This is a genomic window from Colwellia psychrerythraea 34H (assembly GCF_000012325.1).
Taxonomy (GTDB): domain Bacteria; phylum Pseudomonadota; class Gammaproteobacteria; order Enterobacterales; family Alteromonadaceae; genus Colwellia; species Colwellia psychrerythraea_A.
Map to the genome: position 1 here is coordinate 2,682,586 of NC_003910.7, position 21,196 is coordinate 2,703,781.

The window sequence follows — 21,196 nt, forward strand, 5'->3', positions numbered from 1 at the left end:
AAAGCCCCTGATAATATAAAGATCAGTGATAGTGAAGATAAGGTGATAAACGGTCAACTTTGAGTGAAAAGCGGTCAATTTGTGGTTAACTGGTGGTAAATAACAAAAAGAGAAATAATGATATGGTTCAACAAAATGCTTTGTCCGCTAACTTTACTGGTCAGGTCTTTGCTCATAAACTTAACTTTATTTCGACCACGTTATCTGAAAGAGGCATTGATTTATCACGTTTGTTAAAAGATACAGATATTGAACCGTATGGGTTAAATGACCGTGAATATCAAATAAATAAGGATCAAATAGTCACTTTTTATCGAAATGTTGTGGCATTAGATATTCCTGGTATTAGTTTACTGCTGGGAGCCGCAATAAAACCTAAAGATTACGGTTTATATGGCTGTACATTATTATGTTGTAACAGCTTACGGTCAGCCCTCGAATTTTCTATTCGCTATCATAATTTGGTTACTAAAACGGTTAATATGACACTGCACGTAGATTGTGAATCAGAACAATCATGCTTTCGTTTTGAAGATCTTTTGCATACCATTGATCTAGCGGAATTTAATATTGAACTACAGTGCGTAATTGTGTTGTCTTTGGTCAGAGATTGTATGGATAATGAAAGTTTCTCTTTTGATGCGCTACGCTTTAGTTTTGCTAAACCTAAGCATCACCGAGGTTATGAAGAATTTTTTGGCTGCCCAATAACCTATGGAAATCCTCATAATGAATTTGTATTTGATGACGATAAATTGTTATTAAATACTCCTAGGAGTAATCCTTTTGCAATGCCTTTACTACTTAGCCAATGCGATAACGTATTAAATTCAGTGGCCACAAAAAATGAATTCTTAATTACTATCAATCAATGGATAGCGGCGAATATGCATAAGGATCTTTGTGCAGAAAACTTAGCGAGTGACTTATATCTCACTCCAAGAACACTGCGTAGAAAGTTATCTGAGCAAGGCACAAGTTTTAGAGATATAGTAAAAGAGTTACGCTGTAGTGCGGCTAAAAAATTAATCATCGAAACTCAATTAACAATAGAGGATATCGGTTGTGCTATCGGCTTTAATGACGTGTCCAATTTCAGAGCGGCTTTTAAAAAATGGACAGGGCAAACTCCATCAAATCTTAGGCAAATTAATTAATCGCCTAAATGTATTGGCAGTTATCTCTGTGTTAGGTAAGTGGATATCTAATACAGCTCAGTAATATCTACTTATTGATAGAAAGTTGATCTTCATCGTTTCTAATTATTTGACATTGTGGGATATTAATTGGTATTCATATCTCGTTGTCCTTATGACAACCTGACAATGGCTAATGTAGTAACACGAAGTATCTAATAAAAATCTAAGGAGTTGGTGATGCCAACAAATAAACATAAACGAAAAGCGTCTGCTCATTCTAAAACTAAAGCAATAAAAGGCTTTCAATCCTCTGGCCTGATATCATTACATCCAAAAGCCTTTGCCATAGGTGGCTTGTTTTTTGTTGCGCTAGGTTTATATCTATTAGCTTTTGAATCTCAAAATAATGCAATGTTTGGTGTTGCTATGCTTTCTCTTATTGCCGGTGGTTCAACCACCATTTATGCGAACTTTGCTCTAGCTAAGAAAAAAACAGATTAGGGTAGGGTCGTTATCAAAGTCCTTTGTTTTAAATTTAAGCGTTAATTTATTTTTACTTCAAAAATCACACCGTTAAAATAATCAATTGTAATTGTATGATTTTTAACATTAACGTGTGTTTTTTGAACGTTATTATCTAATCCTTCCTCGTGTTGAAAATTGTTACATAAAATACGCCAATAATCGTGCTAAAGAGTAGCATTCTGTCTCACTTTAGATTAAATTTGCGCCTTTAATTTACTACAGTTAACAAGAGCGCCTTATGTTAGAAAATACTCTCCCTCAACTCGAACAACTGATTGAAGATATCATTGCAAAAAATAACCAGCTAAAAAACCAAGTGGCTGAACTTGAGCAGCAAAAATCATTGCTGCTTGATGAAAACGAAACCTTGCAACTTGAAGCACTTGACGGTGAAGAAAAGCAAAAACAAACAAATAATGTATTAACCAGCCTATTAGGCAAATTACAAAGTGTAGAAGAGGTTAATTAATGATTGCTGAAGACTCTAAAGGTATCAGCATTGAAATAATGGGCAAGCAACACCAGTTTAATTGCTCAGCTGAACAAGCAGAGGATTTAAACCAAGCCGCTAACAGTCTTGCTGTTATGTGTGCTGACATTAAGAAAAAAAATGGTATGGCTAACAGCGAGCGTGCTTTATTGGTCGCGTCAATTAATTTAAGTTATTCACTGTTAATAGCGAATAATAAAATTAAGCGTTATCAACATGGTGAAGATGCTTTAATTTCTACATTAAAAAGTGCCTTATACCAAACGGATTAATTTTCGTAAAGTGAGCAATACCTGAGTCCTATTGGGTTTATAAACGCTGTTACTTTTTCAGTATTGCCGTTATCTGTTAGTTAACATAACAGCAATACTGGGAAATTTATGTCTAGGAACTTTAACTCTAGGCACTTAGTAGTCTTATTTAGGAAAATTTTCATTATGGCTGATGCCAGCATTGAATTTAAAGGTACAAGTTTTACCCTATCTGTTTTACATTTGAAAACATCAAAACTAGCGGATATCCGTGCTGATTTAGTAAAAAAAGTGGCCCAAGCCCCAGATTTTTTTTATCTAGTTCCTGTCGTGGTTAATATTGAACAACTTGATTGTTCGATTGATTACCAAGCGGTAAAAACCTTAATTGAAGAATTTAATTTCACCTTCGTTGGTTTCACTGGTTCGGTTGATAAAGAACAACGTAAACTCATTCGTGAACTTGGTTTTTCTTTTGTGAATACAACAAGAGTTGATACTTCACAGAAGGCTGCTATTGCAGAAAAGGCCATAGTTGCTGAGAGTAAAGTAACAGCTGCTATTCCTGAATGTAATTTATACACAGACAAAGTTCACCGAGGTCAAATTCGTTCTGGCCAACAAATTTATGCTAAAGATCAAAATCTTGTAGTCATTGGTTCTGTTTCAGCAGGTGCTGAAGTGATTGCCGACGGTAATATCCATGTTTATGGCTCATTACGTGGCCGAGCAATAGCCGGCGCAAAAGGTCATCACAAAGCGCAAATTTATTGCCAAAACCTTGAGGCTGAACTGGTCTCTATTAATGGTAATTATTGGCTGAGTGAATCAATGGAACAGCACTGGGGTTCACCTGTATACATTCATTTGACTGATAGCGAACTAACGTCATCAAAACTCATTTAATTATTAACTTATAAAGGATATTCGGTCTATGGCGCGAATAATAGTGGTTACCTCAGGCAAGGGTGGTGTTGGCAAAACAACATCCAGTGCTGCAATTGGACTTGGATTGGCGTTAAAAGGTCATAAAGTCGTTTTAATCGATTTTGATATTGGTCTACGTAACCTTGATTTGATCATGGGCTGTGAACGTCGCGTTGTTTACGACTTCGTTAATGTCATTAATGGTGAAGCAACTTTAAATCAGGCATTAATTAAAGATAAGCGCGTTAGCAGTTTGTCTATATTACCTGCCTCGCAAACGCGGGATAAAGATGCGTTAAATAAAGAAAATGTTGGCAAAGTGCTAGAAGAGCTTGGTAAAACCTATGACTTTATAGTTTGTGATTCACCTGCAGGCATTGAAGCCGGTGCTATGATGGCACTTTATTATGCAGATGAAGCGATAGTAACTACCAATCCTGAAGTCTCATCGGTACGTGATTCTGATCGCATTTTAGGCATGTTAGCAAGTCGCTCACGCAGAGCAGAACTTGGCTTAGAACCGATAAAAGAGCATTTATTATTGACGCGTTATTCACCTAAACGCGTAGAAGAAGGTGAAATGCTGAGTGTTGAGGATGTTGAAGATATTCTGTCGATACCTCTGTTAGGTGTGATTCCAGAATCACAAGCAGTACTTAAGGCATCGAATGCTGGAGAACCAGTAATTTTAGATACCGAAAGTGATGCCGGTAAAGCTTATCAGGATGTTATAGAACGTCTATTAGGTGAAACAGTTGAATTTAGGTTTTTAGTTGCCGAGAAAAAAGGCATTTTCAGTCGTATGTTTGGAGGATAACATGGCACTTTTAGATTATTTTTTACGTAAAAAAGAAAAGCAGGTAACAACGGCGTCCAAAGCCAAAGAGCGCCTGCAAATCATTGTTGCGCATGAACGTAATAGTCGTAATAAACAGCCCGATTATTTACCACAGCTTACTGAAGATATTCTTAAGGTTCTCCGTAAATACATTAAAGTATCTGATGAAAGTTTTTCGATAAATCTTGATAAAAAAGATGGCGATTTAAACGTATTAGAACTGAATATAGAATTGCATGATGAGCAAACCGCTGACTAAGGTTTTCTCTTTAATTTGTTAGCAACCGGATTAATGAAATAGTCCGGTTGCTAACATTCGTGTTTCTATTTTTCTGCGCACAACAAGATCACTTACTTAATGAAAATGGTATTAAGTAAGTTCCCCACGTAGGCTTATATCCATTTGTTGGCACATTTCATCATAGCTTAAGTTTTTACTTAACAAATAATGTAACTTGGTTAATGTTGCCTCTAAGGTCATATCATGGCCACTGATAACTCCCGTCTCACTGAGCGCATTACCTGTCGCATAACCCGACATATTTACTGTACCTTTAATACATTGGCTACAATTGACCACAACAATACCTTGTTCTTTCGCTTTTCTTAAACAAGCAAGTAAGGCTTTATCTTGTGGTGCATTACCAACACCGTAGCTTCGAAGTATGAGGGCTTTAACCGGTTGTTTTATAACATTCTCGATAACTTCACTACTTATACCTGGGTATAGGTGAACAACACCAACTGGCTGTGGGGTCATGGTTGAAAGTTGTAAGGGTTCAACTTTGTCTACCGGATGTGCAAGCGTACCAGCAACCAACTGAATATTGATACCCGCTTCCAGTAATACCGGCATATTAGGTGAGTCAAACGCGTTGAAGCCATCAGCATAGGCCTTAATACAACGGTTACCGCGATACAGTTTGTTATTAAAAAACAAACTTACTTCACTGATGGGGTAGTTAGCGGCAATGTATAAAGCGTTTAGTACATTAACTTGCCCATCAGAGCGGAGTTGACTCAACGGAATTTGTGAGCCTGTTACAATGACAGGCTTACTTAAATTTTCGAACATGAATGATAAGGCTGAACTAGTATACGCCATGGTATCTGTGCCATGTAGAACAACAAATCCATCATAGTCATCATAATTGGCTTTAATATCATCAGCGATGCGCTGCCAATCACTGGGGGTCATGTTTGATGAATCAATTAAAGGCTGATATTCACTGATAGTAAATTCAGGCATTTCACTACGATGAAATTCAGGTAAGGCATTGATAGATTCAGTAAGGTGACCTTTTGCGGGAACAAAGCCTTGTGTGCTTTGCATCATGCCAATGGTACCGCCAGTGTATGCAACGTAAATTCTTTTTTTCATCATAACTTTGACTACTTATTTATTTCGATAATTTAATGTGATCAGTATTCATTAATATTGATATACATTAATGAGATCAGTCTTTATACCAATTAAATTTATTAATGGTTCAAATTTTAATGAGAATAAATTTTCAAGAACAAGACGCTTGATTGAGCAATAGCTAGCTATTGGGATTGAAAGCAACGATGTTATTGGATATTTAGACCATTTTAAAAGATCACTTAATTAGTTTAATTGGTATTAGTTTTATTCAAGGACGATATTATATCTTAGCAAGCGGGAAGGTTGCTATAGCAGTGACAGCAAACGGGTTAATTTACTGAGCAAGGAAAGATTGTTGCTCAAAAAAGTGAAAACAGTATTGAGCCATAGTACCAAAGAAGATGTGGCATAAAAAAAGAGGTAGTTAAATGCTTAACTACCTCTTTAATTTAACCATTACACACTGTAATGGTTAACTGGTTTTTTATGAATTATGACTGCTTTAGTTTGCACCACAAGCAACACATAACGTATAACGACCTTGGGGATCATTAAACTGATTCATCAGACCTAATTCGTTTTTCATCATAGTAATGAACTGTGATAATGGTTTGCTATTCACTGAATTAGTCGCTAAATCAATAGCGATTTTCTCTTCATTTGCTGAGAATAAGCTTACCAATGTTGATGATTGACCCAATAACTGTTGCATGATTTTGTTACGTGAAGATTGTTCTTTTTCAATTAACAAAGTGTCGTATTGTTCAAGTTTTGCTAGTGTTGCAGCAGCAACAACAGCATCAGTTAGATTACCAAGTTCATCAACTAAGCCAAGCTCTTTCGCTTTTTTACCAGACCAAACACGTCCTTGAGCAATCGCATCAACTTCTTCTAAAGTCATATCACGATTAGTGGCAACAAGTTGTATAAATTCTTGGTAACCTCGGTTAATGGATAATTGGAATAAATTAGCCATACCTGGAGTCAACGCTTGAGTCGGACTAAAACCAGCAATATCAGTGGTACCAACTCCATCAGTATAAATACCCATTTTGCTTAATGTATCTTCGAACGTCATCATCATGCCAAAAATACCAATTGAACCTGTGATAGTAGAAGGGGCTGCATATATTTTATCTGCTGGTGCTGAAATCCAGTAACCACCTGAAGCGGCATAAGTACCCATTGAAGCAACAACAGGTTTACCTGCTTTTTTCAATAACTCAACTTCTTGACGAATAATTTCTGAAGCGTAAGCACTGCCACCAGGGCTATCTACACGAAGTACTACCGCTTTAACATCATCATTATTTCTCGCTTTACGCAGTAACTTCGCTGTACTGTCACCGCCAATGGTGCCAGGCTTTTGTGTTCCATCTAAAATAGTGCCTTTAGCAACTATAATGGCAACTTTATCGTGACTCTTTTCGGCAAGCTCAGCGCTTTCTTCTATCGATGAACTCGTAGCAGCAATATAATTTTTGTAACCAATATGGTTGTAACTATCACCTTTTTTGTTTTCTCCGACTAACTCAATTAGCTCAGAGCGCATTTCCTGGCGAGACTTCAATTGGTCAACCCAGTTATTTTTAAGTGCATATTGAGCAAAGCTACTATCAGCCGCACTAAATTTAGCAACTAAGTTATCAATGTTCTCATCAAAATTGTCAACACCAAAACCACGTCGCGCAGCAACATCTTCTTTGTACTGCATCCACAAATCAGCTAACCAAAGTTTGTTAGCTTTTTTGGCAGCATCTGACATATCATCTCTAATAAAAGGTTCAACGGCTGACTTAAAAGTACCAACACGGAAAATGTGTTGGTTTATTGCTAATTTCTCTAATGCCGATTTAAAGTACATGTTATAACGGCCATAACCATCAAGTAACATAAAACCTTGTGGATTTAACCAAATGTCATTGGCGGTACTGGCAAGGTAATATTGGTCTTGGGAAAATTGGTCACCAAGGGCAATAATTTGTTTACCGCTACTTTTAAAGTCTTCTAGCGCTGCTGCGATGTCTTGCAACTTAGTTAAACCAGCACGATTTAAACCTTGTAGCTGTAAAACTAATATTTCTACCCGATCATCTTTTTTGGCTTTACTAATAACATCAATGATATCAGTAAGTAGAACTTCTGGTTTATCATCTTGTTGTTCCATGGCTTCACTTAAAAAAGCTTCCATAGGGTCAACTTCACGCTTTTGTTCTACCACATCACCAACAAGGTTCAGTACTAAGGCCGTTTTTTCTGGCACTGTTACTTGCTCTTCACCGCTTGATAGGATGACGCCAATGAATGAAAATAACAGTATAAAAAATACTAGGTTTAGCACAACAGAGCGAGTAAACGTTAATACTCGCCAAATTGAAGAAAAGATCCGTTTTATAATGCCTGGGTTATTATTCATATATATTTATCTTAAATTGATTAAATTAAAAACTCAGAGCTATACTACCTTAATGTTTACTAAAACTTAACAAATGACCTAAGGTAGATTGTAACTATTTATGGCAATTGCCTTTTTACAACTATTTATAAGACTTTCCGCATTTTTTTAAGATGTTTTGAAATACTTTACTGGTTTACACGTTCTTACTATTAATCGTATTATTTTATTAAAAGATAACAACTATGCAAAGATTACAACATTACTACCAGTGCTTTTTAGCGCAACTTAAAAACTTTGACGGTATTCCTGCTTTATTATTGAGGCTATACCTTGCTCCTGTGTTTATCATGGCAGGTTTTAGTAAAACTCAAATGCTTAATGAAGAGGTTACAGGCTTTAGTGCCATCATGGCAGACCCTAATATTATTGCTTGGTTTGGTAATAGCGATTGGGGTTTAGGTTTACCATTTCCGGCTTTACTGGCTAATTTAGTTATTCTGGTAGAGTTTTTTGGCGGTTGGTTCTTATTATTTGGTGCATTAACTCGCTTAATTAGCATTCCATTAATGTTTACCATGATAGTGGCCGCCACATCAGTACATGCAGATAACGGTTGGTTTGCCATTACGCCAACGAATAGTGATATTAGCCCAGCTAAAGTGGCCGTTTGGCTTGGTATTGATAGTGCACAAGCTAGTTTAGATAACAGCGAACAAACGGCTACCCGTCTTGAAAAAATGCGAGAGTTAATCGAAGAAAATGGCAATACAGATTGGCTTTATGAAAATGGTAATATTGTTGTACTAAATAACGGTATCGAATTTTCTACTACCTATTTCATTATGCTGTTGTCATTATTCTTTATTGGAGCAGGGCGCTATACCAGCGTTGATCATTTTGTTGCGAAGCGGTTTTTGATTGAAGAAAAGAGATTTAGTTAGCAAGATTAAGCTAATAAGTATAGATATAAAGCCGAACAACTCTAATAGTTGTTCGGCTTTTTTTATTATGCAATTCAGTTAACTACGAGCTCGTTTCTTTTTAAGGCGGGGAAGTAAATGCCCGAAGTGGTAAATACTTAATCCTAATAACACCATAAACGCACCTAATATCAACTTATCATTGATAACCTCACCATTTAATACTGCGCCTAAAGTCAAAGCAATCACTGGTGTAATTAAGGTAATCAAAGTTACGTTACTGGCTGATAACTTCTGCAACACAGTAAAGTAGGCATAAAAACCAATCAATGAACCAAAGACACCTAAATAGAGTGTTGCCCAAAGAGACTTTGCTTGCCAAGTTTCAATCGGTAGAGTGCCATCAAGTAATAACCAGCTCACTAAAAACAGTGGTGTTGCAACCGATAGCGCCCCGACCGTAGTTGCTAACGGATGAATAGCCAATGAAACACTTTTAACTAATACACCACTTAAACTGAAGAAAAATACCGCCATTAAAATAAAAATTATTCCGTAAATGCCATCATCCGCTAAGGTAAAGTTATCTGAGCAAACTACCGCTAAACCAATTAATGAAATAGCCATAGAGAATTTACGCATACCACTTATATTGGGTTCGGATAATATTTTCTTTGCTAATAAAGCTGAAATAACGGGTGATAAGCCAAAGACCAAAGAAATAATGCCAGACGATAAATAAGCGGCAGATAGATAAGAGCACAGCATGCCACCAAAAATACCTAACGCCGAAAAGCTGTATAACTTTACGGCCTGTTTGTGCCAAGGAATATGAATATTGCGTATTTTAATCACTAGTGCGCCTAATACTAAGGCAATCAGCATTCGAAGTAATACCGCTAAACTTGGATTAATTGATTCGCTACTCCACACTATACCTAATGGAGTGGTAGACCATATTAATAGTACCGCCAAATAGGCAATTGACACTGACATTTTTCTCTCCTTTTTTACGTTTAAAATTTATGTTGTTAACGTTAGCTTTTAAAGTAAATATCAGACGGACTATTTATTAATCCGTTTGATATAAAGCAGAAAGTTGCGGTTTTTTATGAGGAACAGTTGAGAAAACAAAAAAGCCGCAAGAGTTAATTTCTGCGGCTTTAAAAGTGAACTAATTAAATTTGATTAATTATGAATTTTCAATGCTTCGCAGAGGGGAGGCCAATTTGACTGACGATTAACTAACCACAGTCGATTGACCACAAACAGACAGTTAGTAGCTGCCGCTTTAAGGTTTCGAATATTTATCATGGCGAGTAAGGTGCTTTGCATTCTTTATGTAATCTTATTTTATCTTGAGTTGTAATTTACAGGTTAGTTACGATTTATAGTGGCGGTTGGGTAAATTTAAGTCAAGGATAAAAACCATTCAATGATAATTAATGTTAATTTTTTATTATAACAACGTGCACAAGCACAAACTTAACGATAAACTTCTACGATAACCACTTGTTAGAAGCATTTTATGAACGCTATTGAATTATTATTACAACGACAGTCAACACCTGTGTTAACAGAGCCTGCACCAACTGAAGCAGATCTAGCCACATTATTATCAGCCGGTATGCGAGTACCGGATCATGGCGGATTAAAACCTTGGCATTTCCATGTTATTACCGGACAAGGTTTACAACGATTAAGTGATATCTATGTAGAAGCAACGACAATCAACATGGCTAGCCAAACTGGACTTATTGAAGGGGCAAACATAGATGAACAAGCCTTAAATGAGAAAATGGCGAAAGTAGCAAAAAAGCCATTTAGAGCACCGATGATTATTGTTATATCAACACAATACGTTGAACATAATAAAGTACCACTGCAAGAGCAGTTAATTACCGCGGGTTGTTGTGCACATTCGATGCAAATGGCTGCATTCTCACTAGGTTATGGCGCTATGTGGCGTACTGGAGGATTTGCATACAATGAAACGGTTAAACAAGGTTTAGGGTTAGAGGCAGGTAATGATATTGCCGGATTTTTATATATCGGCACCCCAAGTAAAATATGTAATACGAAACCAGCGAAAAGTTATCAAGATAAAGTGACTTATTGGCAGTAGCTTTATATTAGTTTATAAAACCATTTGATTAGACAATAAAAAAGGCGACATAATGTCGCCTTTTTCGTATCTAACTCATTAGCTAATGCTAAAAAGCTTAACTATAGAAAGTTAGAACGCTGCGTTGTTAGGCGTTCTTGGGAATGGAATTACGTCACGTACGTTTTGCATGCCTGTTGCATAAGCTACTAAACGTTCAAAACCTAAACCAAAACCAGAATGAGGTACAGTGCCGTAACGACGTAAATCTCTATACCAACCGTAATCAGCAATATCTAAGCCCATTTCTTCTAAACGGCTATCTAATACGTCAAGACGTTCTTCTCGTTGGCTACCACCAATGATTTCGCCAATACCTGGTGCTAAAATATCCATAGCAGCAACCGTTTTACCGTCATCGTTCAAACGCATGTAGAATGACTTAATATCTTTCGGGTAGTTTTGTAAAACTACTGGACCGTTAAAGTGCTCTTCAGCTAAATAACGCTCATGCTCAGAGTTTAAATCTACGCCCCAAGATACTTGATTTTCAAATTTCTTACCGCAGTTTTCTAATATAGTGATAGCGTCAGTGTAATCAAGGCGAACAAAGTCGGTATTGATTACTGAATTCAAACGGTCAAGAACAGTCTTATCTACACGTTGTTGAAAGAACGCCATATCGTCAGGACGCTCTTCAAGTACCGCCTTAAATACATACTTTAGCATTTCTTCTGCTAAATCTGCCGCGTCTGATAAATCAGCAAAAGCAATTTCAGGTTCGACCATCCAAAATTCAGCTAAGTGACGGGTAGTGTTAGAGTTTTCGGCTCTAAAAGTAGGGCCAAAAGTATAAACTTTTGATAACGCGTTACAATATGTCTCTACGTTTAATTGGCCTGATACTGTTAAAAAGGTCTCTTTACCAAAGAAGTCTTTGTTGTAGTCAACTTTACCTTCATCGTTGCGAGGTAAGTTTTCCATATCTAATGTGCTTACACGGAACATCTCGCCAGCGCCTTCACAATCACTACCCGTGATAAGAGGAGTACTAATCCAGAAGTAACCTTTGCTATGTAAGAATCTATGAACAGCTTGCGCTAAACAATTACGTACACGAGTTACCGCGCCGCCAATATTAGTACGAGGACGCAAATGGGCTTGTTCTCGTAAAAATTCAATACTGTGACGCTTAGCAGCCATTGGGTAAGTATCTGGGTCTTCTACAAAACCTAAAACTTCGACTTCAGTTGCTTGAATTTCGAATGCTTGTCCTTTACCTGGAGATTCAACCAAAATACCAGTTACTTTTACTGAACAGCCAGTGGTTAGTTTAAGAACATCGCTTTCATAATTGTCTAATTCATTAGGCACAATGGCTTGAATAGCATCAAAACATGAACCGTCATGTAATGCTAAAAATGAAATACCAGCTTTCGAATCACGACGTGTTCTGATCCAACCGTGGATGGTAATGCTTTCATTAACAGGGAAGTTACCTGCTAATACATCAGTAATAGATATAACTGACATCTAATGACCTCTTATTCTTATGTAATTGATTGAAATTGCGTATACCATGTTAATTTCGTTATGTTCCATTCACGCTAAGTGAGGGATAAATCTTAACTAATTGGCATTATGCTGAAAATGGGGTGATATGTTACCGTGACAAGGCTTAATTGCAATGCTTAATTGCAATGAAAATAACAAATACCCATAGGAATAATTAATTATCCATTTGCTATAGTAGTATAAAGCGCATAAACGGATGAAAGCAGCTGCGATGAAACAAAACAGTGATGAATATACCAAACTAAAGCAAAAAATTGACAGGAGAACAGCAACCGACTTTTGGAGCTACGCCCAAATAACGTTAGTTATTCTCAGTTGGTTACTTTTTATTGTCGCACTGGTGATGTCTTATTATGCTGCGCCAGATAAAGATTATGGGGTGTTACGCTATTATGACATTGAAATCCGTCAATTTTGGTTAACGCCATTAACGGGTTATCTCTACATTTTGTTATGGCTGAGTGCTTTAGGCAGTTATTTAGCACTAATGACGGATAGATATCGTAGTCGCCGTCGCAGTGATGCGCCTCTTGGTAATTTGATATTCTTACTGGCTGTTAACCTGACTTGGTTAGTCTATATCTTAGTTAAGGTACAGTAATCCTGGTGTGAACAGAACCCTGCACACTTAACTAATTAATCACTTAAACAATCAACTAACATTTAAAGCATTCATCTTCATCTAGAACCGTTGCCATGGCATTAACCAACGTAATTAGTTGTTCTGTAGTGATGATTAATGGTGGGATGATATAGATCAGCTGACCAAAAGGTCTGATCCAAACACCTAATTCAACGAAACGTTTTTGTATCTGGGCTACATTGACATTTTGTTTGCACTCTATCGCGCCAATACTCCCTAAAACCCGCGTATCTTTTACTCTTGCATGTTTTTCTAACGGTTTAAGGTGGCTAACAAGCGTATTTTCAATCGCTTGTACTTGAGATTGCCAATCATTTTCTAACAGTAAATCAATGCTAGCATTCGCTACAGCACAGGCGAGGGCATTTCCCATAAACGTAGGTCCATGCATGAAACAACCTGCAGCACCTTCACTGATGGTTTGTGCAATGTGCGTGGTACACAAGGTTGCGGCAAGGGTAATATAACCACCTGTTAGGGTTTTACCTAAACACATGATATCTGGATTAATACCTGCCCATTCGCAGGCAAACAGTTTGCCGGTTCTTCCAAAGCCTGTTGCAATTTCATCGACTATAAGTAAAACATCATACTTATCACAGAGTAAGCGACAGGCTTTCAAATATTCAGGGTGATAAAAACGCATACCACCGGTACCTTGCACTATAGGCTCAATAATAAATGCGGCTATGTCATTATGATGCTCTGCAAATAATGCAGTTAGCTCAGTAACATCGTCACTTGACCATTGTTCACCAAATTTTATCGTAGGCGCCGGAGCAAAGAAGTGCTGCATTAATACTTGTTCAAATATTTGATGCATACCCGTTATAGGATCGCATACCGACATTGCGGCAAAGGTATCACCGTGATAGCCATTTTTAACGGTTAACAGCTTAGTTTTGGTTAACGTAATCTTCTTTTTTTCAGCGACTGCATGTTGATACTGAAGAGCCATTTTCATTGCAACTTCAACACTAACTGAACCAGAATCAGACAGAAAAACTTTATCTAAACCTTCAGGCGTTAAATTAATCAATTTTTCACATAAGGTAATAGCACTTTGATGCGTTAAACCACCGAACATAACATGCGACATTTTTGACGCCTGTTCCACAAGGGCTGCATTTAACTTAGGGTGATTATAGCCATGTAAAACAGACCACCACGATGACATACCATCAATGAGTCGCTCTCCGCTGGCTAAATTGATTGTTACACCTTCTGCGCTATCGACTAAATAGCTTGGTAGTGGCTCTGACATTGAAGTATAAGGGTGCCAAACGTTCTCTTTATCAAAACGAAGTAGTGAATTTTGTTCAGACGGGCTCATCATTGTATGTTTATTGTGCATTTGTTAACCAAAAGTATTGTTAGTCGTTGACATCACGAGTAGTCTGGCTAGACTACTCGTTAAGTTAATTAGATGCAATTGAGTTCTATGTCAGATTTATATATGTCAGAAGCCGTACTAACACCACCGTTATCAACACAAGCACAATCGTTGAATTCTATCCTTCGTCACAATTGGAATTTAAAAGAAGTAGAAGCATTATTTGCTATGCCTTTTAACGACCTCATGTTTAAAGCACAGACGATTCATAGAGAAAACTTTAACCCTAATGAAGTACAAGTCAGTACTTTATTATCGATTAAAACTGGTGCTTGCCCAGAAGATTGCAAATACTGTTCTCAAAGTGCACGTAATAAAACTGACCTAGAAAAAGAAAGTTTATTAGCCGTTGAAAAAGTATTAGAAGCAGCGCAAAGAGCCAAAGAAATGGGTTCAACCCGTTTTTGTATGGGTGCTGCTTGGCGCAACCCTAAAGAACGCGATATGCCTTATGTACTCGATATGGTTAAGAGTGTTAAAGCGCTTGGTATGGAAACATGCATGACGTTAGGTATGTTATCGGGCGATCAAGCTGATCAATTAAATGGCGCTGGTTTAGATTATTACAACCATAACCTTGATACTTCTCCTGAGCATTATAATCAAATAATCACTACCCGTACCTTTCAAGATAGACTTGATACTTTGAGTAATGTTCGCAGTGCCGGTATGAAAGTATGTAGTGGTGGTATTGTTGGTTTGGGTGAAAAAGCGGTTGATCGCTCATCTTTATTAATACAACTTGCAAATTTAAACCCACAACCTGAAAGTGTACCCATTAACATGTTGGTAAAAGTGGAAGGTACACCTTTAGCTGATATTGATGATTTAGAGAGTTTTGACTTTATCCGTTGTATTGCCGTGGCCCGCATCATGATGCCACATAGCCATGTGAGATTATCTGCAGGACGTACGGCGATGAATGAGCAGATGCAAGCGATGTGTTTCCTTGCCGGTGCTAACTCAATCTTTTATGGTTGTAAATTGCTTACTGCAGAAAACCCTGAAACGAATCAAGATATTGCTCTGTTTGAAAAACTAGGCATAAATACTGAAACAGTGGCTGGCGATACTGAGCGTTCAGATAATATTGTTAAAACAGCGATTGTTGATCAACAAAACAGTGACTTGTTTTACAACGCATCAGCATAAGTACTTTCTAAATAACCCCTATGGCGATGTCAGTGCAAATAATGCTCTTTTTATAAAGAAACTACCCTTAATAAAAAGAGCTAACGCTCATGAATTGCACAGTCATTCTGAAACTCGCAATTTCAGGTAACATAGGTATAATCGTTATCATTAAAAGTGATAACGATTAAACTCGCTATCCCCTTGTTAAGCTTATCCATTTAAGTAGAATTTCATTATGAATTTTGATTTTATTCAACATGATGTCATTGAGCAAAAAACTAAGTCTCGATATCGTCAATTGGTTTGTAATAGTACGACAAGTCAAAGCAATGAAATTATTATCAATGGAAAGTCATATCTGAACTTTTCGTCTAATGATTATTTAGGTTTAAATAATCATGCTGAAATAAACAAAGCGTTACGAGAAGGGGCGGACCGATTTGGCGTTTGTTCCAGTAGTTCAAGTTTAGTTACTGGCTATCACTATGCTCATCAAGCATTGGAAGCTGATATTTGTCAGTGGTTAAATAAACCTAAGTGCCTATTATTTTCTAGTGGTTTTGCCGCTAATTTAGCGCTATTCCAAGCGTTAGGTAAAAATGAAGAAAGCCATTTTTATTTAGATAAACTCAGTCATGCATCTATGATTGATGGTGCCTACCATAGTAAGGCAAAGGTAAAACGTTTCAATCATAATAATATTGAACATTTAACAACGTTATTAAGTAAAACCACCAAATATCAAAATAAACTAATTGCCTCTGAAGGAGTCTTTAGTATGGATGGTTGCCAAGCTAAAGTATTAGAGCTCGCACAAGTTGCCAAATCACAACAAGCCTGGCTTTATTTAGATGATGCACACAGTATTGGTGTAATCGGTAACGAAGGACAGGGCAGTAATTACTTTGCGGATATAGATATTACGATGGCGACCATGGGTAAAGCAATCGGTACCAGTGGCGCATTTTTAACCTGTAGCGACGATCTGCACGAGTATATGGTTAATTTCTCTCGTCACTACATTTACTCAACAGCCATATCACCTGCTATAGCTTGGGCCACTAAAAAAAGCATCGAGCTTATTCAAAAAGAGCAATGGCGCAGAGAAAAAATCAGTGAGTTGAGTGCATTATTTACTCAATTACTGGCCCCAGAAATTGAGTTAGTATCCACAGAATCTTCAATTCATGCCATAATCATTGGCGATGAGAAAAAAGCACTGACGTTAAGTGATAAGCTAAAAAAACAGGGCATTTGGTTAACTGCTATAAGGCCGCCAACGGTTGCAGTTAATAGCTCAAGGTTACGCGTTACCATATGTGCAAACCACAACATCAAAGATATCATGTATTTAGCAGAATGCATTAATAAGGCAATAGCTTAATGGTTCAAACAGAACATAAAAATACGAACAGAGTAAAGATTGGGAAAAGTTTCGGATCTGCCAGTAAATCTTATGATGTATCAGCAAGATTACAACGTTTTTCCGGTAAGCATCTAATGCCTTGGTTACCGAATCGTAACGACCTAACGGTTTTAGATTTAGGCTCAGGCACTGGTTTTTTCACCGACTTATTAGCGAGTACTTATAACCAAGTTATTGGTTTAGATATTTCAAATGAGATGCTGCACTTTGCCAAAGAACACCGTAATAAAAAAATATTATGGCTAGAAGCCGATGCCCATAAATTACCGCTGCAAGATAACAGCATAGATTTCATTTATTCCAATTTAGTCATTCAATGGTTTGATCCACTCGATGAAGCCATTACTGAAATGTTAAGAATATTAAAGCCTGGTGGATTGCTTATTTTCACCACTTTAGTAGACGGTACATTACACGAGCTGAAATCTTCTTGGAAACAAGTAGACGACGACCAACATGTTATCGATTTTAAAACGGTTACAGAGCTTAATACTTTATTCAATAATGAAAATGGTAAATTGGTCGAACAAAAGTGCCAAGATATCGTATTGGAATATCAAAACGTAATCCATTTAGCACGTGAGTTAAAAGGCTTAGGTGCTAATCATTTAGCGCAGAAACAAAACAGAGGTCTGTCTGGAAAAGATAAGTGGTTTAAAATGACAGAACACTATCAAGATTTTCTAGAGCCTAGTGGTATTTATCCAGCAACCTATCGTTTGTTTTCTGGTTTAGTGGTTAAATTAAATAACTAACTTAACTGAATTAGTTAAATCATTACATAACGGTAACTATCACCACGCCAGATACTAAGCCTTAGCCTTTGTAAAAAAGTTCTAAGGCTTTTTAATGTAATTCATTATTGTAGTATGCGGAACAATCAATTTAATAAAATCGACTGATAAACTCATTTAAGAAACTTTACTTAAGAAATAAATATGAAACAATTTTTTGTTACCGCAACAGATACCGATGCAGGTAAAACATTTGTCAGCTGCGCTTTAATTCATGCGTTTACCCACCACAACAAATCTTCTACAAATGAGTTGATGAAAGTTGCGGCGTTTAAACCCATTTCTGCAGGTTGTGAATTAGTCGGTGGGCAGTTGATAAATGAAGATGCAAAATTACTCAGTGAGTTTGCTAACAGTGGTCAAAGTATTGCCCATATTAATCCAATTGCTTTTGAACAACCCATCGCACCACATATTGCCGCAAAAAAAGAAAATAAACAGATTACGATTGCAGATATAAATCATCATTACCAACAAGTTAAATCACTTAACGCTGATGTTACGTTAGTGGAAGGTGCTGGTGGATGGCGCTTACCTCTTGGTGAAATGACAGTTTTATCGAATGATAATGCTGAGAAAAGTAGTGATAACAATAAACCGAGTTACCAATTTCTCTCAGACTTTGTCAAAGAGACTAATCTAGAGGTTATTCTAATTGTTAATATGAAGCTGGGTTGTTTAAATCATGCATTATTAACCTATGAAACTATTAAAGCGGACGGCTTAAATTGCGTTGCCTGGATTGCGAACTGTGCCACTAGTGATCCGATGAACAACTTATCAGAAAATATTACCGAGTTAGAAAAAATTCTACCAATACCTAAGATGGCACAGTTCGACTTTATTGCTGATGTGAATGAAGAGGGTAAAGACGTTTCTTACTTTGAAAAAATTAGTCATGCGGCTAACCAAATTAATTTGTCTGTGCTGGTTTAGTAATTTTTTGTATTGCTATTCTCAAGTTGATTTAACTAAACTTAAATCAACTTATCAAAAATATAATCCTACTTGGTTTACATCAACTCGCCGCGGCCTAGTAATAATTTAAATTTAGGTAAGCGAAACCAATTTAAAAAATTAAATTTCTTTGTCTGACAACTTAAAAAACTTTAGAACTGCAAATTAATTTCTAATGTTAGAAAATAATTTGCCAACTAAGATTAACTTCAAAATCAATTCTAACAACTAACCGACACTATTTTTCTAATTCAGTAAAACAAGCACTGGCAATAAATCCAGATCGCGTTTTGTAATCTGAAGATTTACTTACCTTGTCATCTATTTGAGCAATGAGTAACTCCGGTAGAGTTACGTTTATTTTATGGCTCTTTCCAAGATAGGGGGTTATATCAATACTTACTATTGCCCAAAAAGCTTGTGAAAATGTATGCGGATTTTCCAGTATATAATTTTGTCTATGGCTTTCTAATCCCTTTGCATTAGGCACTTTTTCACCGTATTCGGCCAATATAGCAAGGTGAGATTTAATCGCTTTTGTAATTTCTTCCATGCCTAAATCAATAGTTTTTTCTGTAATTGCACACCCAGGAAGATCGGGTACTGATATCTGATATTCTGATTTTTTGTCATCGTATATAAACACAATTGCATACTTCATTTTAACTCCTAACACGTCTAAAACGGCCCATAAATTATCATAACTCTAATGACTCTATATGGCAACTTTATGGCAACCCTGACAACCCCAGAAAACCTCTTTTGAAAAACTCTGGTAACTCTATGCGTATAAGAAAAGAAACTCCGGTAACTCTTAAATCTTTGTGTAGGTGACTGTTTACTATTTCTATAGGTTCTTATTTATATAATAAGCGTTTTGTAAATAAATCTAATAAGGTTTTTAGCCATGAAATTATTTTGAATAAATATATTTGATAATGACTAATTCATTAAGAGTGCTCAGAGTTATTTATTTAGTGTGGATCATGCAGAATTTGATCTCTATAATGAAATGAATGAGAGATTAATTTGTCAAAAAACGACCTAACATGAACCGGTAAAAACTGGCTCTCCCTAGGCTTAGATAAAAGCTAGGAAGCGAATTAGGTAATTGCTTTATTGATTGAGCGAGGAATAATATGAAAGAACTTTTAAAGGGTAATCCTGAATTATTGATTACTGTAGTTGGCATTGGTGGCTGCGGCTGCAACACAGTAAATATGCTTCATGAAAATAATCTATCAAGCCAAGTTAACCTCGTTGCTGTTAATACTGATCTTGCTGCATTAAATAGCATTAACGTTGAAAACAAAATTCTAATAGGCGAGAACTTAACTAATGGTTACGGCGCAGGCTCAGATCCTAGTATTGGTTATCAAGCAGCCCAAGAGAGTGAAGGGATGCTTCGTAGTGCGATAATGGATAGCGACATTGTTATTATTACTGCAGGTTTTGGTGGTGGCACTGGCACTGGGGCAAGTCCTTTAGTGGCCAAAATAGCACGCGAGCTAAATATTAGCTGCTTAGCTATTGTGACTTTACCCTTTGAATCAGAAGGGCAAATTCGAATGGATTATGCCCTACAAGGTATTGGTGACATAAAAGAGCCTATACATGCGTATATTACGCTTTCAAACGATCTGTTACTTGCAGGATTAGGTGAAACCGTTGGCTTATTTTCTGCCTTTAACCAAAGTAATGAAGTGCTTAAAAACCTTTTAATTGCCTTAGTGCAAATGCTGAATGAAACTGGCTATGTCAATGTCGACAAAAATGATTTTTCAACCATTTTGTCTTTTGAAGGGGAATCTATTCTAGGAGTTGGTAAAGCTAATTCAGAAGAAGAGGCATTCGACGCACTTGATCAGGCACTTAATAATCCACTGGTTTCTATTGCAAACATTGATACAGCGAAAGGTATTATTTTTCAATTGTTTTGTAAATCAGAACCTAAATTATCAACCTACAATGGTTTAATTGATCACATCAGAACAAGGGTAACAAATCGATCTGTTTTGATTGTACCAGGTGTAACTCTTGACCCAAATTTGACTTCGGAAATTGAAATATTAATTATAGGGTCGGGCATAAGTTCCAGTAAACCTGAGCCTATCAAAGACACTATTATTATTGACAAAGAGACTTGTGAATTAGTACAAAATTTCGAGTCAACTGAACCCGAATATATCGATGATGAACTCAGTTTCATCAATCAAGGTGAATCAATGACCGATATTCCGGCCATAACGCGCAAATTAATGGCAATCAATCGCGATTAATAAAACACTTCTTTACACGATAATGATTCTTATTTAC

General features: G+C 36.7%; 21 protein-coding genes. 15 read left to right on the forward strand and 6 right to left on the reverse strand.

Features of this window, described 5'->3' with window-relative positions; all coding sequences use genetic code 11:
* Positions 1-122 precede the first annotated feature (122 nt).
* The 7 genes from CPS_RS11485 to minE all read left to right on the forward strand — a co-directional run bounded on the left by CPS_RS11485 (position 123) and on the right by minE (position 4,429).
* Positions 123-1,157, forward strand: coding sequence for an AraC family transcriptional regulator (locus CPS_RS11485; protein ID WP_011043386.1), 1,035 nt, complete (start codon positions 123-125; stop codon positions 1,155-1,157).
* Positions 1,158-1,376: 219 nt separating this feature from the next.
* Positions 1,377-1,640, forward strand: a complete 264-nt coding sequence (locus CPS_RS11490; protein ID WP_011043387.1) for a hypothetical protein — start codon at positions 1,377-1,379, stop codon at positions 1,638-1,640.
* A gap of 262 nt (positions 1,641-1,902) precedes the next feature.
* Entirely contained in the window at positions 1,903-2,133 is a 231-nt protein-coding gene (locus tag CPS_RS11495; RefSeq protein WP_011043388.1) for a hypothetical protein, read from the forward strand.
* On the forward strand, positions 2,133-2,426 hold the full coding sequence (locus CPS_RS11500; RefSeq protein ID WP_011043389.1) for a cell division protein ZapA: 294 nt from the start codon (positions 2,133-2,135) through the stop codon (positions 2,424-2,426). The genes CPS_RS11495 and CPS_RS11500 overlap by 1 nt, the downstream gene beginning before the upstream one ends.
* Before the next feature lie 165 nt (positions 2,427-2,591).
* Positions 2,592-3,311 (forward strand): septum site-determining protein MinC, encoded by a 720-nt coding sequence (gene minC, locus CPS_RS11505; protein ID WP_011043390.1) that lies wholly within the window; start codon positions 2,592-2,594, stop codon positions 3,309-3,311.
* A 28-nt stretch (positions 3,312-3,339) separates the two neighbouring features.
* Positions 3,340-4,149, forward strand: a complete 810-nt coding sequence (gene minD / locus CPS_RS11510) for a septum site-determining protein MinD (RefSeq protein ID WP_011043391.1) — start codon at positions 3,340-3,342, stop codon at positions 4,147-4,149.
* Between the two features lies 1 nt (position 4,150).
* Positions 4,151-4,429 (forward strand): cell division topological specificity factor MinE, encoded by a 279-nt coding sequence (minE, locus tag CPS_RS11515; RefSeq protein WP_011043392.1) that lies wholly within the window; start codon positions 4,151-4,153, stop codon positions 4,427-4,429.
* A gap of 111 nt (positions 4,430-4,540) precedes the next feature.
* On the opposite strand, the gene ansA is transcribed toward minE, so the two are convergent.
* Positions 4,541-5,554 (reverse strand): asparaginase, encoded by a 1,014-nt coding sequence (ansA, locus tag CPS_RS11520; RefSeq protein WP_011043393.1) that lies wholly within the window; start codon positions 5,552-5,554, stop codon positions 4,541-4,543.
* Positions 5,555-6,038: 484 nt separating this feature from the next.
* Positions 6,039-7,952: a signal peptide peptidase SppA gene (gene sppA, locus CPS_RS11525; protein ID WP_011043394.1), complete on the reverse strand. Its 1,914-nt coding sequence runs from the start codon at positions 7,950-7,952 to the stop codon at positions 6,039-6,041.
* Positions 7,953-8,176: 224 nt separating this feature from the next.
* Here sppA and CPS_RS11530 point away from each other — a divergent pair, with 224 nt between their 5' ends.
* On the forward strand, positions 8,177-8,875 hold the full coding sequence (locus CPS_RS11530; protein WP_011043395.1) for an HvfX family Cu-binding RiPP maturation protein: 699 nt from the start codon (positions 8,177-8,179) through the stop codon (positions 8,873-8,875).
* A gap of 78 nt (positions 8,876-8,953) precedes the next feature.
* Here CPS_RS11530 and CPS_RS11535 read toward each other — a convergent pair whose 3' ends face one another.
* Complete coding sequence (locus tag CPS_RS11535) at positions 8,954-9,850, reverse strand: DMT family transporter (protein WP_011043396.1); 897 nt, start codon at positions 9,848-9,850, stop codon at positions 8,954-8,956.
* Positions 9,851-10,382: 532 nt separating this feature from the next.
* Between CPS_RS11535 and CPS_RS11540 the strand changes: the two genes are divergently transcribed.
* Positions 10,383-10,979 carry a nitroreductase family protein gene (locus CPS_RS11540; protein WP_011043399.1) on the forward strand — a complete coding sequence of 199 codons (597 nt, stop codon included), beginning with the start codon at positions 10,383-10,385 and terminating at the stop codon, positions 10,977-10,979.
* 111 nt (positions 10,980-11,090) lie between these two features.
* Here CPS_RS11540 and asnS read toward each other — a convergent pair whose 3' ends face one another.
* Positions 11,091-12,491, reverse strand: coding sequence for an asparagine--tRNA ligase (asnS, locus tag CPS_RS11545; protein WP_011043400.1), 1,401 nt, complete (start codon positions 12,489-12,491; stop codon positions 11,091-11,093).
* Positions 12,492-12,744: 253 nt separating this feature from the next.
* Here asnS and CPS_RS11550 point away from each other — a divergent pair, with 253 nt between their 5' ends.
* Positions 12,745-13,134 carry a hypothetical protein gene (locus CPS_RS11550; RefSeq protein ID WP_011043401.1) on the forward strand — a complete coding sequence of 130 codons (390 nt, stop codon included), beginning with the start codon at positions 12,745-12,747 and terminating at the stop codon, positions 13,132-13,134.
* A 55-nt stretch (positions 13,135-13,189) separates the two neighbouring features.
* Here the strand turns inward: CPS_RS11550 and bioA are convergent, their stop codons facing one another.
* Positions 13,190-14,530 carry an adenosylmethionine--8-amino-7-oxononanoate transaminase gene (gene bioA, locus CPS_RS11555; RefSeq protein ID WP_011043402.1) on the reverse strand — a complete coding sequence of 447 codons (1,341 nt, stop codon included), beginning with the start codon at positions 14,528-14,530 and terminating at the stop codon, positions 13,190-13,192.
* 87 nt (positions 14,531-14,617) lie between these two features.
* Here bioA and bioB point away from each other — a divergent pair, with 87 nt between their 5' ends.
* The 4 genes from bioB to bioD all read left to right on the forward strand — a co-directional run bounded on the left by bioB (position 14,618) and on the right by bioD (position 18,859).
* The gene (bioB, locus tag CPS_RS11560) at positions 14,618-15,721 is read left to right on the forward strand and encodes a biotin synthase BioB (RefSeq protein ID WP_011043403.1); all 1,104 of its coding nucleotides are present in this window, start codon (positions 14,618-14,620) and stop codon (positions 15,719-15,721) included.
* Between the two features lie 217 nt (positions 15,722-15,938).
* The gene (locus CPS_RS11565) at positions 15,939-17,087 is read left to right on the forward strand and encodes an aminotransferase class I/II-fold pyridoxal phosphate-dependent enzyme (protein ID WP_011043404.1); all 1,149 of its coding nucleotides are present in this window, start codon (positions 15,939-15,941) and stop codon (positions 17,085-17,087) included.
* Positions 17,087-17,884 (forward strand): malonyl-ACP O-methyltransferase BioC, encoded by a 798-nt coding sequence (gene bioC, locus CPS_RS11570; protein ID WP_011043405.1) that lies wholly within the window; start codon positions 17,087-17,089, stop codon positions 17,882-17,884. The genes CPS_RS11565 and bioC overlap by 1 nt, the downstream gene beginning before the upstream one ends.
* Before the next feature lie 183 nt (positions 17,885-18,067).
* Entirely contained in the window at positions 18,068-18,859 is a 792-nt protein-coding gene (gene bioD / locus CPS_RS11575) for a dethiobiotin synthase (protein ID WP_011043406.1), read from the forward strand.
* Between the two features lie 259 nt (positions 18,860-19,118).
* On the opposite strand, the gene CPS_RS11580 is transcribed toward bioD, so the two are convergent.
* Positions 19,119-19,541, reverse strand: coding sequence for a type II toxin-antitoxin system HicB family antitoxin (locus CPS_RS11580; protein WP_011043407.1), 423 nt, complete (start codon positions 19,539-19,541; stop codon positions 19,119-19,121).
* Between the two features lie 478 nt (positions 19,542-20,019).
* Between CPS_RS11580 and CPS_RS11585 the strand changes: the two genes are divergently transcribed.
* Positions 20,020-21,159: a cell division protein FtsZ gene (locus CPS_RS11585; protein WP_011043408.1), complete on the forward strand. Its 1,140-nt coding sequence runs from the start codon at positions 20,020-20,022 to the stop codon at positions 21,157-21,159.
* Positions 21,160-21,196 lie beyond the last annotated feature (37 nt).

What these genes read in the sequence shown, in the direction of transcription:
- CPS_RS11485 (WP_011043386.1), top strand. Translation starts at nt 123, where the DNA reads ATGGTTCAACAAAATGCTTTGTCCGCTAACTTTACTGGTCAGGTCTTT.
- CPS_RS11490 (WP_011043387.1), top strand. Translation starts at nt 1,377, where the DNA reads ATGCCAACAAATAAACATAAACGAAAAGCGTCTGCTCATTCTAAAACT.
- CPS_RS11495 (WP_011043388.1), top strand. Translation starts at nt 1,903, where the DNA reads ATGTTAGAAAATACTCTCCCTCAACTCGAACAACTGATTGAAGATATC.
- CPS_RS11500 (WP_011043389.1), top strand. Translation starts at nt 2,133, where the DNA reads ATGATTGCTGAAGACTCTAAAGGTATCAGCATTGAAATAATGGGCAAG.
- minC (WP_011043390.1), top strand. Translation starts at nt 2,592, where the DNA reads ATGGCTGATGCCAGCATTGAATTTAAAGGTACAAGTTTTACCCTATCT.
- minD (WP_011043391.1), top strand. Translation starts at nt 3,340, where the DNA reads ATGGCGCGAATAATAGTGGTTACCTCAGGCAAGGGTGGTGTTGGCAAA.
- minE (WP_011043392.1), top strand. Translation starts at nt 4,151, where the DNA reads ATGGCACTTTTAGATTATTTTTTACGTAAAAAAGAAAAGCAGGTAACA.
- ansA (WP_011043393.1), bottom strand. Translation starts at nt 5,554, where the DNA reads ATGATGAAAAAAAGAATTTACGTTGCATACACTGGCGGTACCATTGGC.
- sppA (WP_011043394.1), bottom strand. Translation starts at nt 7,952, where the DNA reads ATGAATAATAACCCAGGCATTATAAAACGGATCTTTTCTTCAATTTGG.
- CPS_RS11530 (WP_011043395.1), top strand. Translation starts at nt 8,177, where the DNA reads ATGCAAAGATTACAACATTACTACCAGTGCTTTTTAGCGCAACTTAAA.
- CPS_RS11535 (WP_011043396.1), bottom strand. Translation starts at nt 9,850, where the DNA reads ATGTCAGTGTCAATTGCCTATTTGGCGGTACTATTAATATGGTCTACC.
- CPS_RS11540 (WP_011043399.1), top strand. Translation starts at nt 10,383, where the DNA reads ATGAACGCTATTGAATTATTATTACAACGACAGTCAACACCTGTGTTA.
- asnS (WP_011043400.1), bottom strand. Translation starts at nt 12,491, where the DNA reads ATGTCAGTTATATCTATTACTGATGTATTAGCAGGTAACTTCCCTGTT.
- CPS_RS11550 (WP_011043401.1), top strand. Translation starts at nt 12,745, where the DNA reads ATGAAACAAAACAGTGATGAATATACCAAACTAAAGCAAAAAATTGAC.
- bioA (WP_011043402.1), bottom strand. Translation starts at nt 14,530, where the DNA reads ATGCACAATAAACATACAATGATGAGCCCGTCTGAACAAAATTCACTA.
- bioB (WP_011043403.1), top strand. Translation starts at nt 14,618, where the DNA reads ATGTCAGATTTATATATGTCAGAAGCCGTACTAACACCACCGTTATCA.
- CPS_RS11565 (WP_011043404.1), top strand. Translation starts at nt 15,939, where the DNA reads ATGAATTTTGATTTTATTCAACATGATGTCATTGAGCAAAAAACTAAG.
- bioC (WP_011043405.1), top strand. Translation starts at nt 17,087, where the DNA reads ATGGTTCAAACAGAACATAAAAATACGAACAGAGTAAAGATTGGGAAA.
- bioD (WP_011043406.1), top strand. Translation starts at nt 18,068, where the DNA reads ATGAAACAATTTTTTGTTACCGCAACAGATACCGATGCAGGTAAAACA.
- CPS_RS11580 (WP_011043407.1), bottom strand. Translation starts at nt 19,541, where the DNA reads ATGAAGTATGCAATTGTGTTTATATACGATGACAAAAAATCAGAATAT.
- CPS_RS11585 (WP_011043408.1), top strand. Translation starts at nt 20,020, where the DNA reads ATGAAAGAACTTTTAAAGGGTAATCCTGAATTATTGATTACTGTAGTT.